Annotated in this window: 10 protein-coding genes, 3 pseudogenes and 1 riboswitch; of the genes and pseudogenes, 8 read left to right on the top strand and 5 right to left on the bottom strand. The window is 39.2% G+C overall.

Annotated features, from left to right (window positions below):
* Positions 1-49 precede the first annotated feature (49 nt).
* The 4 genes from AC4E8C_RS16595 to AC4E8C_RS16580 all read right to left on the bottom strand — a co-directional run bounded on the left by AC4E8C_RS16595 (position 50) and on the right by AC4E8C_RS16580 (position 3,873).
* A complete protein-coding gene (locus tag AC4E8C_RS16595) occupies positions 50-190 on the bottom strand; it encodes a hypothetical protein (RefSeq protein WP_490207757.1) in 141 nt (46 codons plus the stop codon).
* Entirely contained in the window at positions 174-1,256 is a 1,083-nt protein-coding gene (gene comGA, locus AC4E8C_RS16590) for a competence type IV pilus ATPase ComGA (protein WP_490207756.1), read from the bottom strand. Before comGA ends, AC4E8C_RS16595 begins: the two co-directional genes overlap by 17 nt.
* Before the next feature lie 159 nt (positions 1,257-1,415).
* Entirely contained in the window at positions 1,416-2,207 is a 792-nt protein-coding gene (locus tag AC4E8C_RS16585; protein WP_490207755.1) for a YqhG family protein, read from the bottom strand.
* Positions 2,185-3,873 carry a DEAD/DEAH box helicase gene (locus AC4E8C_RS16580; RefSeq protein WP_490212593.1) on the bottom strand — a complete coding sequence of 563 codons (1,689 nt, stop codon included), beginning with the start codon at positions 3,871-3,873 and terminating at the stop codon, positions 2,185-2,187. Before AC4E8C_RS16580 ends, AC4E8C_RS16585 begins: the two co-directional genes overlap by 23 nt.
* 211 nt (positions 3,874-4,084) lie before the next feature.
* Positions 4,085-4,173, top strand: a riboswitch (glycine riboswitch).
* A 261-nt stretch (positions 4,174-4,434) separates the two neighbouring features.
* On the opposite strand from AC4E8C_RS16580, the gene gcvT reads away from it, so the two are divergent.
* The 3 genes from gcvT to gcvPB are packed head-to-tail and all read left to right on the top strand — an operon-like array spanning position 4,435 to position 8,359.
* Positions 4,435-5,538 carry a glycine cleavage system aminomethyltransferase GcvT gene (gene gcvT / locus AC4E8C_RS16575; protein ID WP_490207754.1) on the top strand — a complete coding sequence of 368 codons (1,104 nt, stop codon included), beginning with the start codon at positions 4,435-4,437 and terminating at the stop codon, positions 5,536-5,538.
* A gap of 21 nt (positions 5,539-5,559) precedes the next feature.
* On the top strand, positions 5,560-6,906 hold the full coding sequence (gene gcvPA / locus AC4E8C_RS16570) for an aminomethyl-transferring glycine dehydrogenase subunit GcvPA (protein ID WP_490207753.1): 1,347 nt from the start codon (positions 5,560-5,562) through the stop codon (positions 6,904-6,906).
* The gene (gcvPB, locus tag AC4E8C_RS16565; protein WP_490207752.1) at positions 6,899-8,359 is read left to right on the top strand and encodes an aminomethyl-transferring glycine dehydrogenase subunit GcvPB; all 1,461 of its coding nucleotides are present in this window, start codon (positions 6,899-6,901) and stop codon (positions 8,357-8,359) included. Before gcvPA ends, gcvPB begins: the two co-directional genes overlap by 8 nt.
* A gap of 113 nt (positions 8,360-8,472) precedes the next feature.
* On the opposite strand, the gene AC4E8C_RS16560 is transcribed toward gcvPB, so the two are convergent.
* On the bottom strand, positions 8,473-8,856 hold the full coding sequence (locus AC4E8C_RS16560; protein ID WP_490207751.1) for a rhodanese-like domain-containing protein: 384 nt from the start codon (positions 8,854-8,856) through the stop codon (positions 8,473-8,475).
* Positions 8,857-9,047: 191 nt separating this feature from the next.
* Here AC4E8C_RS16560 and AC4E8C_RS16555 point away from each other — a divergent pair, with 191 nt between their 5' ends.
* The 5 genes and pseudogenes from AC4E8C_RS16555 to AC4E8C_RS16535 form a co-directional block, all read left to right on the top strand.
* The gene (locus tag AC4E8C_RS16555) at positions 9,048-9,884 is read left to right on the top strand and encodes a lipoate--protein ligase family protein (RefSeq protein WP_490207750.1); all 837 of its coding nucleotides are present in this window, start codon (positions 9,048-9,050) and stop codon (positions 9,882-9,884) included.
* 954 nt (positions 9,885-10,838) lie between these two features.
* Positions 10,839-11,627, top strand: a pseudogene (locus tag AC4E8C_RS16550) (ribonucleotide reductase N-terminal alpha domain-containing protein); the annotation flags it as partial.
* Positions 11,628-11,850: 223 nt separating this feature from the next.
* Positions 11,851-12,723, top strand: a complete 873-nt coding sequence (locus AC4E8C_RS16545) for an LAGLIDADG family homing endonuclease (protein ID WP_490207749.1) — start codon at positions 11,851-11,853, stop codon at positions 12,721-12,723.
* A gap of 422 nt (positions 12,724-13,145) precedes the next feature.
* Positions 13,146-13,775, top strand: a pseudogene (locus tag AC4E8C_RS16540) (vitamin B12-dependent ribonucleotide reductase); the annotation flags it as partial.
* A 178-nt stretch (positions 13,776-13,953) separates the two neighbouring features.
* Positions 13,954-15,072, top strand: a pseudogene (locus tag AC4E8C_RS16535) (vitamin B12-dependent ribonucleotide reductase); the annotation flags it as partial.
* Positions 15,073-15,100 lie beyond the last annotated feature (28 nt).

The following is a 15,100-nucleotide window of genomic DNA, read 5'->3' as shown; positions in this document are numbered from 1 at the left end:
AAATGGATGGGAAATAGAAGCCTTTACACCAAGTGGAACGTGTTAAATTTTATACATGATGTAATATCAATTTTATAGTGTCTGTAATTTCAATTGCTTCGGCAATTGGGTATCCCCTGGCGAGTAATTCCCCTGTTCTTTTTAAGAAACTTGCTTGCTCACTAACTGGCCATTTATGATGGTTCATCATCAAACACCAGCCGTTCGTACTCTGATTCTTGAATGTAACCAAGAGCAATACCTTTGTTAATAACATCTCTGAGCGTCCGATAATGAAAGTCGATTTTTTCTCCTTTTGCTGCTTTCATGGTCATGTTCAGATTTCTGCCTGCTAATAGTTCAAACACACTTGCTCTTTTCCAGCGGCTATAGGAATAACATAGTGGCGCGCACTCGCCCTCGCAAAATGGACATGTAAGCTCTACTAATCTTTGGGCTGTGACGGCAATCAGTGTCTGTTCGACCTCTAACCAATTCACCCCAAATTCATGGAGACGGAAAACAGCCCCTTTTGCATCCCGTGTATGCATCGTTGAAAGTACCAAATGACCGGTCAGTGCAGCCCGGACAGCTATTTTTGCTGTTTCTGCATCCCTAATTTCTCCCACCATTATAATGTCAGGATCATGGCGGAGAATAGCCTTTAATCCAGCAGCATAAGTGACACCGGCTTTTTCATTCACTTGAACTTGCAGGACGGAGTCGTAGTTTTTTTCAATTGGATCTTCGAGTGTAATGACGTTACGGTGGAATAGGTGAGCTGTTTCATTTAATAGGGAGTAGAGAGTAGTAGTCTTGCCCGAACCAGTCGGACCTGTGAATATGATTAATCCATGTGCATGTTTGAGGAGTGCTAGCAGCTTTCTGGTCATTCCCGGAAATAAAGAAAGTTGATGAAAAGGAATTTGCTCCTGTTGGGGTAATAATCGGATGACAAGGCTCTCTCTGTTGTTGGAGGGAAGAGTTGAAAGTCTGAGGCCCATTAGTTGTCCATCTACCTCACAAAAGATAGCTCCGCTTTGGGGTCTTCTTCTTTCCCCGATATCCATATTGGCGGTGAATTTAAAATGGGAAATTAATCTGTCACATTCATCTTTTGGAAGGGATAAGCGGGGAATGAGTTTGTTAGTTAAACGGATTTGAACAAGTGTGTCTTTCTTCCGAGGAATAATGTGAATATCTGTTGCTTGATTCCTAGCGGCATCTGAAATAATTCGATTTGCTAAAAGCTCAATAGAACTAACAATGAGTAACACCACCTTTTCATTTTTTCATTGCTAATTATTCGACATATTTCTATCTATTCCTCTTTTTATTTTAATAAATTTTTAAATATTTTTTTAGTGAATTTAAAAAGGGTGTCTGGCACCATTTGGTCTATTCGCATAGTGTCTAACACCTAAATATAAAGGTTCTTAAATTGCTTTTTCGGTTAAATAGAAGAGACCACCGTTGATAAAGGATATGTTGATTTTTGGTTCGTATTGTTCTTGGAGTGCCTTTTTTTCTGTTTCATAATTCTTACTTTCTTCTTCTGCATCTTCGTAAAAATGGTGTAATAATCGTAAGTCTTGGTCCCAGCGTTTCCGTGCATCGTCCGCCCATGAATGGTCATCCTCACGGATTACAGATTTTAAATACGTTTCGATTCTGCCCATCCCGCTTTTGGGTTTTACTAAAGGTGATAAGGTAAAGGAATAATCTGGAATTTTAGGTGTTAATGGGATCTTAAGTAAGCGGTTATGAAAATCCTCTACCATTTGGCCATTAATAAGCTGTAAGCCGATTGACTTAAAAATGTCACGCTTTCTGTCACATTGATAGGAGATTTTCACATTCATACACAACCAAGGCATTAATGGCGTTTGTTGATGTACATGCTGATGACTTTCATATAGACGAATGTAATTGGCTAACTTTTTTGTTGAATCAAAAATTTGATGAAGCCGCGGCGAACCAAAATGGATGACTTCCCCCTTGATCGTCTCCGGAACGTCCTTTTGATTAGTAACAAAGGTCAACTGCATCGGATTTGGAACCCCGCCTGTTTTCTCTAAATAGTGCCAATAAAAAGGGCGGTTCATCAATTCTTTGTCCAGTTCAACGGTTAGCTGAACGGTTAAATACCCTAATTTATTTTCGATGATGGGACAATCATTTGCCTGAAAATATTTCAATAAAAAATTATGAATTTCCTGCTGCTGCATGGGAATCTTCCTCCTTCATCGATTGTGCAAATTCAATCATAGAAGATAAATTGTCCATTTTAATTCGCATTTCACCCTCTGAGCTAGATTGTCCAAAAATATCAATTAAATGGTCTTCAATATTTCCAAATTCCAGTTTCGTTAGAATGTCATCTAATTCGCCAATCACTTTTTCAAATAGGTGAATCTTTTCATATAGCAATTTAAGGATATGTTCCTCAACCGTATTTTTTATGGCAAAATTATAAATCATGACATCCTTCTCCTGCCCCAGACGGTGAATCCGGCCGATCCGCTGTTCAAGTCTCATCGGATTCCATGGTAAATCAAAATTAATAATATGATTACAAAACTGTAAATTGATCCCTTCGCCGCCCGCCTCGGTGGCAATGAGTACTTGGGCGTTTTTTTGAAATAGTTCTCTCATCCAGTCTTTTTTTCCACGTTTGAAACCGCCGCGGAAAGGAACAGAGGTGATACCATGCTGCTTTAAGTACCATTGCAGGTACATCTGTGTTGCACGATATTCAGTGAAGATGATTACTTTGTCATTGATTTTTTGTATTAATTCAAGGGCTTTTTCTGCTTTGGAGTTTTGCTGAACCGCTTCGACTTTTTTAATTAAGAAGTCAATTTGTTCCTTAAAGGCAGGGGACGGATCCTCTTTTTTTTGGAGCATGTTTTTTAGCGTATAGTAAACGGCTTCCCTGCTGCTGCAAGCCTCACGCTGTAATGTCATCACAGAGAAAGCACTTGTCTGGGCCCAGTCACCCTCACTTCTTAACAATGTAATAGCCTCATAAAGTTCATTCTCTGCTGACGAACATTCGATTGGAATGGTTTCAACTTGTCGTTTTGTCCATTCAATCCCCGTATCTGCACGACGATTTCGAATCATAACCTTGTTTACTAATTCTTTTAAATGCTCATTGTCGTTTAAGGAACGAGCATCTCGTTTGTACTTTTCAAAGAAAGAGGTTTCACTGCCTAAGTGCCCTGGTTTTAATAAGGAAACTAAATTAAAGATTTCTTCCACTCTGTTTTGGATCGGTGTTGCCGTCAGTAATAAACAAAATTTCTTTTTTAAGTTCTGAACAAATTCGTAGTTTTTTGTTTTATTATTTTTAAGTTTATGGGCTTCATCAATGATAATAAGGTCATAGTCTTGTTTAAAAATAATGTCTCGATGTGGATTTCGTTTGGCAGTATCAATCGATGATACTACTACATCGCACTGTTCCCACACATAACTTTTCTTTTGGGTAATGGCTGGGATGAAAAATTTGCTATTTAGCTCGATTGCCCATTGGGTAACTAAGGAGGCAGGAACGAGAATTAACACCTTTTTGACCAACCCGCGAATCATATATTCTTTTAAAATTAAACCTGCTTCAATTGTTTTTCCTAATCCAACCTCATCAGCTAGGATGGCTTTGCCATTCATATTTTCAATTACTTGTTTAGCTGTTTCAAGCTGATGCGGGAGCGGTGTTAAGTTAGGTAAATGCTTCGGAGCTTGCAAGCCTTCAAATTCTGGTATAACCAAGTGATTTTCAACATCAATTGCTAGTTTGAAAAGCTCCCAATTTCCCCAGGGACCATCATTGTCAATTCTATGTAAAAAGTCATCTTGCCAAGACGATTCAAATTCAATTTCGACCGACATCATTTCAGCTCCTTTTTTTATACAGTTAGACTTCTGTTTAACGTTAATTTTTCCCAGAATAATGTGCTTTTACTTTTATTATAAAGTTATTGCTCAATGTATTGTTTTAATGGTAGGATGGTAATAGCTTTGAATGTTTTAAATATTTTAATAAGGTAATTTATTTTCAAGTATAGTTAGTATGACCAAATTGGAAAATATTATAATGCGAATGACAACAAGGGGAGAGACTACCTAGGTAGCGCCGAAGGAGCAAACAATTAATGTGAATCTCTCAGGCAAAAGAACTCTTGTTTGACGCTACTCTGGAGAGCGCTGATTCAGAACGAGCAGCCACCAAAGGGGAAAACCTTTTTAGGTAAACTTTCAGGTGCAAGGACAGAGACCGCCTTTAGGAATAAAGGGAGGTCCCTGTCTTTTTTTATGCCTGCTCTCATCTTACCCAATGGTTAAAAAATTTGGTAAATGATAGTAGGATAACAACTTGCCCGGATCTGTAAATGGATTCAATCTCTTATTCGTTTAAAAATATTTTGGAACAGATTGAAGGGGGACACTTGGATGACTGAATTAAAACGAACTCCGCTATTCGATGTGTATAAAGAAAATGGGGGAAGAACCGTTGACTTTGGCGGCTGGGAGCTGCCGGTCCAATTCTCAAGCATTAAGGAGGAACATGAAGCCGTCCGCACTCGTGCTGGCTTGTTTGATGTCTCCCATATGGGTGAAGTGGAAGTGAAAGGCCCAGACAGTTTAAGTTATTTGCAAAAAATGATGACTAATGACATTTCAAAACTAAAAAATGGCGGGGCACAGTACACGGCCATGTGTTATGAAAACGGTGGAACAGTTGATGATCTGCTTGTCTATAAAATGGAGGACCATCACTATTTACTAGTTGTGAATGCATCTAATATTGATAAAGATTACAAATGGCTTGAGGATCATGTTGAGGGGGATGTCAGCCTTGAAAATCTATCTGATAAGACAGCCCAGCTGGCACTTCAAGGCCCGCTTGCTGAAAAAGTCCTTCAAAAGCTAGCCGGGGAAACAAATCTAAGTGAAATAGGATTTTTTAAATTTCAGCAAGCAGTACATATAAATGGCAAAAAGGCTCTTGTATCAAGAACTGGATACACGGGTGAAGATGGTTTTGAAGTGTATTGTGATGCTAGAGATGCCGTCGGTCTTTGGAAAGCTATACTACGAGCCGGAAAAGAAGAGGGGGTTCTTCCTTGCGGGCTAGGGGCTCGCGATACTCTCCGTTTTGAATCAGTGTTAGCTCTCTATGGTCAAGAACTTTCACCGGAAATTTCACCCCTTGAAGCAGGGATTGGCTTTGCCGTGAAGTTAAATAAGGAAGCTGATTTCATCGGTAAAGAAGCCCTTAAGAAGCAAAAAGAAGCAGGCTTAACTAGAACATTAGCAGGAATTGAAATGATTGACCGAGGAATTCCTCGTCACGGTTATCCAGTTTATAAGGGTGAGGAACAAATTGGCGAAGTAACAACTGGAACACAGTCACCTACATTAAAGAGAAATATTGGACTTGCCCTGATTAAAACTGAGTTTGCCGAATTAAATTCTGAGGTAGAAGTTGAAATACGCGGTAAACGCCTAAAAGCTAAAGTAGTTCCAACACCTTTTTATAAAAGAGAAAAGTAAATCATGGAGGGAGCTAGGTTTATGAAACATCGCTATTTACCTATGACTAAACAAGATATAAAGGCAATGCTTGACACAATTGGTGTTTCTTCAATTGATGAGTTGTTTAGCGATATCCCTGAAAAAGTTAGATTCAAGGGTGAGTATAATATTAAAGCAGCTAAGTCTGAGCCGGCTTTACTGAAAGAACTATATCAATTAGCAGACCAGAATGCAGACCTAAAAAGAAATGTGTCTTTTCTAGGTGCTGGCGTTTATGACCATTACATGCCTGTGATTGTGGATCACGTTATTTCTCGTTCAGAATTTTATACCGCTTATACACCCTATCAGCCTGAGATTTCGCAAGGTGAGCTCCAAGCCATTTTTGAATTCCAAACGATGATTTGTGAGTTAACGGGAATGGACGTTGCGAACTCCTCTATGTATGATGGCGGTACAGCACTTGCCGAAGCTGCCATGCTTAGTGCAGGACACACAAAACGAAAAAAAGTGGTTGTGTCTAGTGCTGTTCATCCTGAGTATCGTGATGTTCTTAAAACCTATGCAAAGGGACAAAATCTTGAAGTAGTTGAAGTCCCCGTAAAAGAAGGCATAACAGATATTGAGGCGCTAAAGGAAATAGTAAGTTCCGATGTTGCTGCAGTGATTGTCCAATACCCAAATTTCTTTGGCAGAATTGAGCCATTAAAAGAGGTGGAGGAAATAATCCATGAGCAGAAAGGAATGTTTGTGGTTAGCAGCAATCCATTATCCCTTGGGATCTTAACTCCTCCTGGAAAGTTTGGTGCTGATATTGTGATTGGTGATGCACAACCATTTGGTATTCCAACTGCCTTTGGCGGGCCGCATTGTGGTTATTTTGCCGTAACCAACAAATTAATGCGGAAGGTACCTGGACGTTTGGTCGGTCAGACTGTTGATGACCAAGGACGCAGAGGGTTCGTTTTAACACTTCAAGCTCGTGAACAGCATATTCGCCGTGAAAAAGCGACCTCTAATATTTGTTCGAATCAAGCTCTAAATGCCCTTGCTGCATCAGTTGCGATGACGGCTTTAGGAAAAAAAGGTGTCCGAGAAATGGCCGCAGCCAACTTACAAAAAGCACACTATACCAAAACAGCGTTCAAAGAGGCTGGCTTTGAAGTTGTTTATGATGGATATTCCTTTAATGAATTCATCGTGAAATTAAACAGGCCAGTTAAAGAATGTAATCAAAAATTATTACAAAAAGGTATCATCGGAGGCTATGATTTAGGGCGGGACTATCCTGAATTGTCTAACCATATGCTGTTGGCCGTTACAGAAGTGAGAACAAAGGAAGAGATCGATACTTTAGTGAAAGAATTGGGGGATCTGCATGCATAATCAAGACCAAGCACTCATTTTTGAACGTAGTACTCCAGATCGAATCGGATACAGCCTTCCAGAAATGGATGTACCAGAGTTAGAGCTCAGCAGTCTTCTTCCAGAAGGTTATGTACGTGAAGAGGAGCCTGAACTGCCAGAAGTTTCTGAGCTAGACATCATGCGTCATTATACTGCACTGTCTAAAAGAAACCACGGCCTTGATTCGGGATTTTATCCGCTTGGTTCGTGTACGATGAAGTATAATCCGAAAATTAACGAAAATGTGGCCCGTTTTAGTGGGTTTGCCCATTTGCATCCACTACAGGACGAAAGCTCTGTCCAAGGGGCACTAGGGTTATTGTATGACCTTCAGCAGCACTTAATTGAAATTACTGGGATGGATGAAGTGACCTTACAATCAGCTGCGGGTGCACATGGTGAATGGACTGGATTAATGCTAATTCGTGCCTATCATGAAGCTAGATCTGATTTTAAGCGGACAAAAGTAATTGTTCCAGATTCAGCTCATGGAACAAATCCTGCGTCAGCTACGATTGCTGGTTTTGAAACGATTACGGTCAAATCAACTGAAAAGGGACTTGTTGACCTGGAGGATTTACAACGAGTAGTAGGAGATGATACGGCGGCCCTCATGTTAACCAATCCTAATACACTTGGACTATTTGAAGAACAAATTCTTGAAATTGCTGAAATTGTCCATGACGCAGGTGGTAAGGTTTATTATGACGGTGCTAACCTAAATGCCGTTCTTTCAAAAGCTCGTCCTGGCGATATGGGCTTTGATGTTGTGCATTTAAATCTTCATAAAACCTTTACAGGTCCACATGGCGGCGGCGGTCCTGGTTCCGGTCCTGTTGGGGTAAAAGCAGATCTTATCCCGTTCTTGCCAAAACCAGTTATTTCGAAGCGCGGCGAAGAATTTGTGCTTGATTATGATCTTCCCCAATCAATTGGCCGAGTGAAGCCTTTCTATGGTAACTTTGGTATTAATGTTCGTGCCTATACGTATATTCGTTCTATGGGACCAGATGGCTTAAAAGCCGTAACAGAGTATGCGGTTTTAAATGCGAATTATATGATGAGAAGATTAGCTGAGTATTATGATTTACCATTTGATAAACATTGCAAGCATGAATTTGTCCTTAGTGGAAAACGTCAGAAAAAACTAGGGGTAAGAACGCTCGATATTGCGAAACGACTGCTTGATTTTGGCTATCATCCACCAACCATTTACTTCCCGTTAAATGTAGAAGAATGTATCATGATTGAACCGACTGAAACAGAATCAAAAGAAACCCTTGATTCATTTGTTGATACAATGATTCAAATTGCAAAAGAGGCAGAAGAAAATCCTGAGATTGTTCAAGAGGCCCCGCATACCACGGTTGTAGGTCGTTTGGATGAAACAATGGCTGCACGGAAGCCTATTTTAAAATATCAAAGAGCCTAATGATAAAATAAAGGTCAGATTCTTAAAAGGAATCTGACCTTTCTAATTTATGAAGGGCAATTATTCCACAATAAAAGGCTCTGGAGTATTCTCCGGAGCCTTAAAATTGTGCTTTATTTCTTTGCTTTTACTTTACCTGTCCATTTTTTAAACCCGCCTTGAAGCTGGGTTAAGTCTCTATATCCTTTGCGGTATAAAAACTGTGCCGCACGAGCACTACGCATGCCGTTTTGATCATATAAGTAGACAGGCATGTCCTGTCTAATTTCTCTCATACGCATTTTCAATTGTGACATGGGGATATTTCGCGCTCCTAAAATATGACCGCCATCGAACTCATTCGCTTCACGAACATCTATAAGTTGTGCCTTTCTGTATCCCGCACGGAACTCTTCTTCTGTAACCGTTTTAACAATTCTTTTTTGATAGAAAAAGGTAAAAACGGAGTAGATAATAACTGCTGCAATAATAATTATTAATGAAATAAGTGAACTCAACTTCTTTTTGCTCCTTTCAAGCTTGCCTGCACTAGTTTATTATATAAGTCCTTTTGAGAAAGATAAAGATGAATTGGAAAAATTCTTTTGCTTTTGCTAAAGATTATTATACCAAATTCATCTTATTTTGAATTCCTATCAGATTTTGGTAGACTAAAATCGACATAAATTAATAAAAATGAGGTTTTTGAATGGAAAAAGAAGTATGGCGTTTTATTGATTCGGGTAATGGCTCACCATCTTTTAATATGGCATTAGATGAAGCGTTACTCGATTGGCATAGTGAAGGAAAATTCCCGCCAGTTATCCGGTTTTATGGCTGGAATCCGCCTACCTTATCTGTAGGTTACTTTCAAAAGGTTGAAAAAGAAATTGATATGGAGGCAGTGAAAGCTCACAAGTTAGGGTTTGTCAGAAGACCTACAGGCGGCCGTGGTGTGCTTCATGAGCATGAGCTTACATATAGTGTCATCGTATCTGAAGAACATCCAGAGATGCCTAAAACTGTTACAGAAGCCTATCGTGTAATCTCCGAAGGAATATTAAAAGGGTTTCACTTTTTAGGACTTGAAGCATATTTTGCTGTACCTAAAACAGCTGAAGAGCGTAATGCCTTGAAAAATCCACGCTCTGCTGTTTGCTTTGATGCTCCAAGCTGGTATGAGCTCGTTGTGGAAGGACGAAAGGTAGCAGGAAGCGCGCAAACAAGACAAAAAGGTGTTATTCTCCAGCATGGCTCGATTTTATTGGATTTAGATGAAGATAAGCTTTTTAGTTTATTCAAATATTCTAATGAACGGGTAAAGGAACGAATGAAGAAGGCTTTCAAGGATAAGGCTGTTGCCATTAATGCGATTAGTCCAAGGAAAATTACCCTGGAGGAAGCGAAGGAGGCCTTTTACAAAGGATTTGCTGAAGGGTTGAATATAGAACTAGAACCCTATCAGTTAACGGAAGAAGAACTAGCATATGTTAATAAAATTGCGAAAGAACGATATGAAAGTGATGAATGGAATTATAAAAGGTAGATAGAAGCAAGCAACTTCTGACACAAAATGTTAAATCACATCAGTGGTGTCCGAAGTCGAGGTAACTTCTGACAGAAAAAGGAAAAACCACATCAGTGATGTCCGAAGTTGAGGTAACTTTTGACAGAAAAAGGAAAAACCACATCAGTGGTGTCTGAAGTCGAGGCAACTTCGGACAGAAGATGGAAAAATCACATCAGTGGTGTCCGAAGTCGAGGCAAATTTTGGACAGAAGATGGAAAAATCACATCGGTAGTGTCCGAAGTCGAGGCAACTTCTGACACAAAATGTTAAATCACATCAGTGGTGTCCGAAGTCGAGGTAACTTTGGACAGAAGATGGAAAAATCACATCGGTAGTGTCCGAAGTCGGGGTAACTTTGGACAGAATATGGAAAAATTACATCGGTAGTGTCCGAAGTCGGGGTAACTTTGGACAGAATATGGAAAAATTACGTCAGTCCTGTCCGAAGTCATGAAATCCTCTTACAAATATGTGTCTGACACTTTCTAAAAATTGTTCGGTTACCAAGCGTTTTTAGTGCAAATTCACTTGCTGATTTTCGTACAAAAGCAGTGTTTATATATAGTTCAGTTTTGCATTTAAATTTTTTACTTCAAAGCAGAACTCATTGAAGCGGCCCAGCCGCTTTTTTCATTTATTCCTTTTTTTTAAAAGTGGCAAGGCTCGAATTTTGTTAAATTTTCCTGTATTTTGCGGAATTCTGCGAAAAAGCTTTTCTTTTCTTCTATTTCTAGTTTTTTTTGAGTTTGACAAAATAATGATTGTTTGCAGGTTACACAATATATAGTGGTGTCGAAAATATTTTCGGTACTATATGTTGATTTTTATGATTTAATTGTGTTAACGTATGTTTATTAAGACAACTAGATTTAGCATAGCTTACTAGAATCTAACACAAGATACAGATTTATCTTAAAAGGAGTTGTTCTCATGTCTGTAGTTTTTAGACAAAAAATGAATATTGATTTTGAAAGGCTGAATGAGGATATCCGCTTATTTCCCCAGGTGCACCCGGTAACCCCAGATATGAAAATAACTCACAAGGGCGTTTCTCGATTGGTCATGCTAGACCGCTACACCTTTAAAGACACAGCCAAAATTACTCTTACACAAGGTGACTTTGTTGTTTTAACCATTAAGGAGGATCCGAAATTTCCTGCCCGCGGTCTTGGAATCATCAAGGAAATTGATTGGGAACGAAAAAGGGCAAAAGTTTTAGTTGAAGAGGAATTTAGAGGTGTGCTTGATGATCCTGAAGAAGTAAATACGGGAATAATTGTCCGTTCTTTAGATGTCATTGAAAAGCCACTCGAGCTCTTCTATGAACAAATAGCCAAAAGGAATGCAACAGGCCTAGCCGAGGTGGAAGAAACCGAAGAAAAGCGTAAAGAGTGGACTGATAAGTTTTATCAAGAGCTTGTTAATTTGAATTTTATTCCTGCAGGCCGTGTACTTTATGGGGCAGGGGCAAATACGGACGTTACTTATTTTAACTGTTATGTGATGCCTTTTGTTCCGGATTCACGCGAAGGAATATCTGATCACCGTAAGCAGGTGATGGAGATAATGAGCCGCGGCGGCGGTGTTGGTACGAATGGCTCAACGTTGAGACCACGAAATACGTTAGCAAGAGGTGTGAATGGTAAATCCTCTGGTTCGGTTTCATGGTTGGATGATATTGCGAAATTGACACATTTGGTTGAGCAAGGCGGATCCCGTTAACTAGCTCCTAACGGCGGGATTAAAATCTCGTGAATTGCTGGAACACCCTTAGAGTCTTATCAACCACAACGTGACTGGCAACGGTGAGCGTGACGGTTAAAAAATGATAGGGATTGGGCAATCAGCAGCGAAGCGTCTCTGGAAACGGAGATGAACGTTCAACGACTATTGAAATCACCTAAAGATTCTACCTAAAACCTTAAAAAGAGGATGATAGTTTATGAAATCAAAGGTGAAAGTAAACCATACGTGTCGGAGACGGCCTTATGGGGCACGAGACAAGGAAGCTATAATTAGAGAAATTATTTACCTCCATAATAATGGCTTTAGTCAAGTAGATATTGCTAAAAAGCTAAATATTAGTCGTGGTACTATTAAAAGGTGGAATGATGAAAACCAATTCATTAATCCAAGAACTTCTGGTGAAGGTGGAAAACTTAAAAGTAAAATTTATAAATATGATGAAAACTTCTTCACTGATATAAAGAATCCCAATCAAGCATATATTTTAGGTTATATTACTGGTGACGGTACTATTTCGGATCGGGTTAAATCTAAGAGATTGGTCCTATCGTTGGCTGAAGAAGATAAACAACTTATTTATGATATTGCTAAAGAATTTAACATGGAAAACGCAGTTAAATTTCGTAAAAAAAATAAAGAGAATGAACAAAACAAATATTCTTTAGTAATAAATTCCACTAAGATGTGCAACGACTTAATTAAGCTAGGTATTGGCCCGAGGAAAACCGGATTTGAAAGTTGGATTCCTTTTGAAGAAGATAGCTTGAAATGGGCTTTTCTTAGAGGTTTTTTCGATGCAGATGGTCATATTAGAGTATATAAAAGAAATGGCTATCAAAAAGCAAGAATGGGCTTTACTGGCAATATTGAAATGTTAAAGTCAATATTATCATTTCTAAAATCAAACGGATATGCGAGGAATGTTAATTCAATTACACCTAAACAGGGTTGTGCAGATTTGTATATCAGCAGTATTGTTGAAATACGTTTGATTTCAATAGAAATGTATAAATATGGAGATATCAAATTAAATCGGAAATTTACAAAGTTTTCTTCCTTGATGATATAGTCTGATCTCATGTGAAAGCATGAGAGCTAGGCAGAAATGACCTAGCCGCTCGATATAGAGGTGTAACAAAAAAGCGTGGAGCACAGATGATAATGTTGGCGGATTAATTAAGATGCACTAGTCCGCATCATTCAGAAAATGAATGATTAGAAAATCGGGTGAATTGCAGGGAATTCCTTAGAGACTTGCAAGCTACAACGTGACTGGAAACGGTGAGCGTGAATGCTTTAAAAATTGCAAGTATTGGACAATCTGCAGCCAAGCGTCAAAGGGCATTGGTTTTGGCGAAGGTTCAACGACTAGAGGGTGAGTCCCAACAATAAACTCTCATAAGCGCCCGGCCCCTAACAGTGTAAAGCTGAGGGTGATGATATAGTCTAGACCGTCTGTTGAAAAACAGAGTAAATATCCTGAAAAGGACGGTAAGCACGTGGCATCCAGACATTATTGAATTTATTATTTCTAAAATGCAAAATCCTAGAATTTTACGATTCTTAATTGAAAATACAAAAGATGAAACGATTAAAAAGCATGCGCAAGAAAAACTCAAATTTACTCCATTAACCCTGCAGGAGACTGCTATGTACCAGGGGATTGTAAATTATAAAGACATTCCTGGAAATGGTGGGTTTGATGTTCAAATTATTGAACATGCTGAAGAAAAATTATTAGTTGGTGGAAATTACACCGTTCACAATTCTGAATTCTTAACTGGAGCCAACATTTCCGTTTGTTTAACAAAAGAGTTTATGGAAGCTGTTGAAAATGATAGTGAATATGAACTTCGTTTCCCATATGTTGAACATTATGATCAAGAGGAAATGAAAATTTACAATGAAGAATGGCATAAAGTTGGTGACGTGCGTGAATGGGAAAAACTTGGTCACAAAGTTCGTGTTTACAAAAAAATTAAAGCAAAAGAACTTTGGAATTTAATTAATATTTGTGCCACCTATTCTGCAGAACCCGGAATATTCTTTATAGATAATGCTAACGACATGACCAATGCAAAAGCATATGGACAACAAGTTGTTGCGACAAATCCGTGTGGTAAAGTGCTTGCCTCACGTTAAAAACTCGACCTAATTGACTTAGAACCTGACCACATAATGGTGAAGGCAATAGGGGCCAAGGGTAATGCCAGGCTGAGAGACTAAAGCGGTTGAGCCAGTGTGATTTTACACTGTAAGCGATAGTCCGATCCTTCTAGAAATAGGAGAGCGAGAATTGGAGCAACCTCTCGCACCATTTTCTGTATGTAACCTTGCTGCAGTAAACCTTGCAGAAATGGCAGATAAGGAAACTAAAACGGTTAATTTTGAAAAGTTAAAACACACTGTCGAGATTGGCGTAAGAATGCAAGATAACGTCATAAATGCCACACCATATTTCTTAGAAGAAAATAAAAAGCAGGCACTTGGTGAGCGCCGTGTTGGTCTAGGTGTAATGGGCTTGCACGATCTTCTTATCTATTGTGAAACAGAGTATGGTTCACCAGAGGGAAACCAGCTTGTTGATCAAGTATTTGAAACAATCGCTACAACTGCATATAGAACTTCAGTTCAATTAGCAACAGAGAAGGGTAGCTTCCCATTCTTAAATGGTGAAACACGTGAAGAAACAAATCGGTTGAGACAGGCATTCATTAACACAGGCTTTATGAAAAAAATGCCTGATGATATCCGCCAATCAATTTTAGAAAAAGGTATTAGAAATTCACATTTGCTAACCGTTGCTCCTACGGGATCCACTGGTACAATGGTTGGCGTCTCCACAGGATTAGAGCCATATTTCTCATTCTCTTATTTCCGCAGTGGACGCCTTGGCAAATTTATCGAAGTAAAAGCAGACATCGTGCAGGAATATTTAGACCAACATCCTGAGGCAGACCCAGAGAACCTGCCAAAATGGTTTGTTGCTGCTATGGAACTAGCACCAGAAGCCCATGCAGATGTTCAATGTGTCATTCAGCGCTGGATTGACAGCTCAATCAGTAAGACCGTCAATGCTCCAAAAGGATACAGTGTAGAACAAGTTGAGAAGGTATATGAGCGTCTCTACCGTGGCGGTGCAAAAGGTGGAACGGTTTATGTAGATGGTTCGCGTGATTCTCAAGTATTAACTTTGAAAGCAGAAGATAATACCAATGAGCAATTATCTATGTTTGACGAAAAGCCAAAGCAGCATGTTGTCCTTGTCGACACGATTAGTGACCTTCGTTCAACAGACGTAACGATAGGATCTGAAGTTGGCAATACTTGCCCAGTCTGCCGTAAAGGAAAAGTAAAAGAAATCGGCGGATGCAATACCTGCACAAATTGTAATGCACAATTAAAGTGTGGTTTATAGAATTACAAAAAGGAATGGGATAACTTTC

This window comes from Neobacillus sp. SRL179 (assembly GCF_984799095.1).
The sequence above is the reverse complement of the archived record's forward strand: the minus strand, read 5'-3'. Positions and strand labels throughout refer to the sequence as shown.

Coding starts and splice junctions, on each gene's coding strand:
- AC4E8C_RS16595 (WP_490207757.1), bottom strand. CDS start 190: ATGATGAACCATCATAAATGGCCAGTTAGTGAGCAAGCAAGTTTCTTA.
- AC4E8C_RS16585 (WP_490207755.1), bottom strand. CDS start 2,207: ATGCAGCAGCAGGAAATTCATAATTTTTTATTGAAATATTTTCAGGCA.
- AC4E8C_RS16580 (WP_490212593.1), bottom strand. CDS start 3,873: ATGTCGGTCGAAATTGAATTTGAATCGTCTTGGCAAGATGACTTTTTA.
- gcvT (WP_490207754.1), top strand. CDS start 4,435: ATGACTGAATTAAAACGAACTCCGCTATTCGATGTGTATAAAGAAAAT.
- gcvPA (WP_490207753.1), top strand. CDS start 5,560: ATGAAACATCGCTATTTACCTATGACTAAACAAGATATAAAGGCAATG.
- gcvPB (WP_490207752.1), top strand. CDS start 6,899: ATGCATAATCAAGACCAAGCACTCATTTTTGAACGTAGTACTCCAGAT.
- AC4E8C_RS16555 (WP_490207750.1), top strand. CDS start 9,048: ATGGAAAAAGAAGTATGGCGTTTTATTGATTCGGGTAATGGCTCACCA.
- AC4E8C_RS16545 (WP_490207749.1), top strand. CDS start 11,851: ATGAAATCAAAGGTGAAAGTAAACCATACGTGTCGGAGACGGCCTTAT.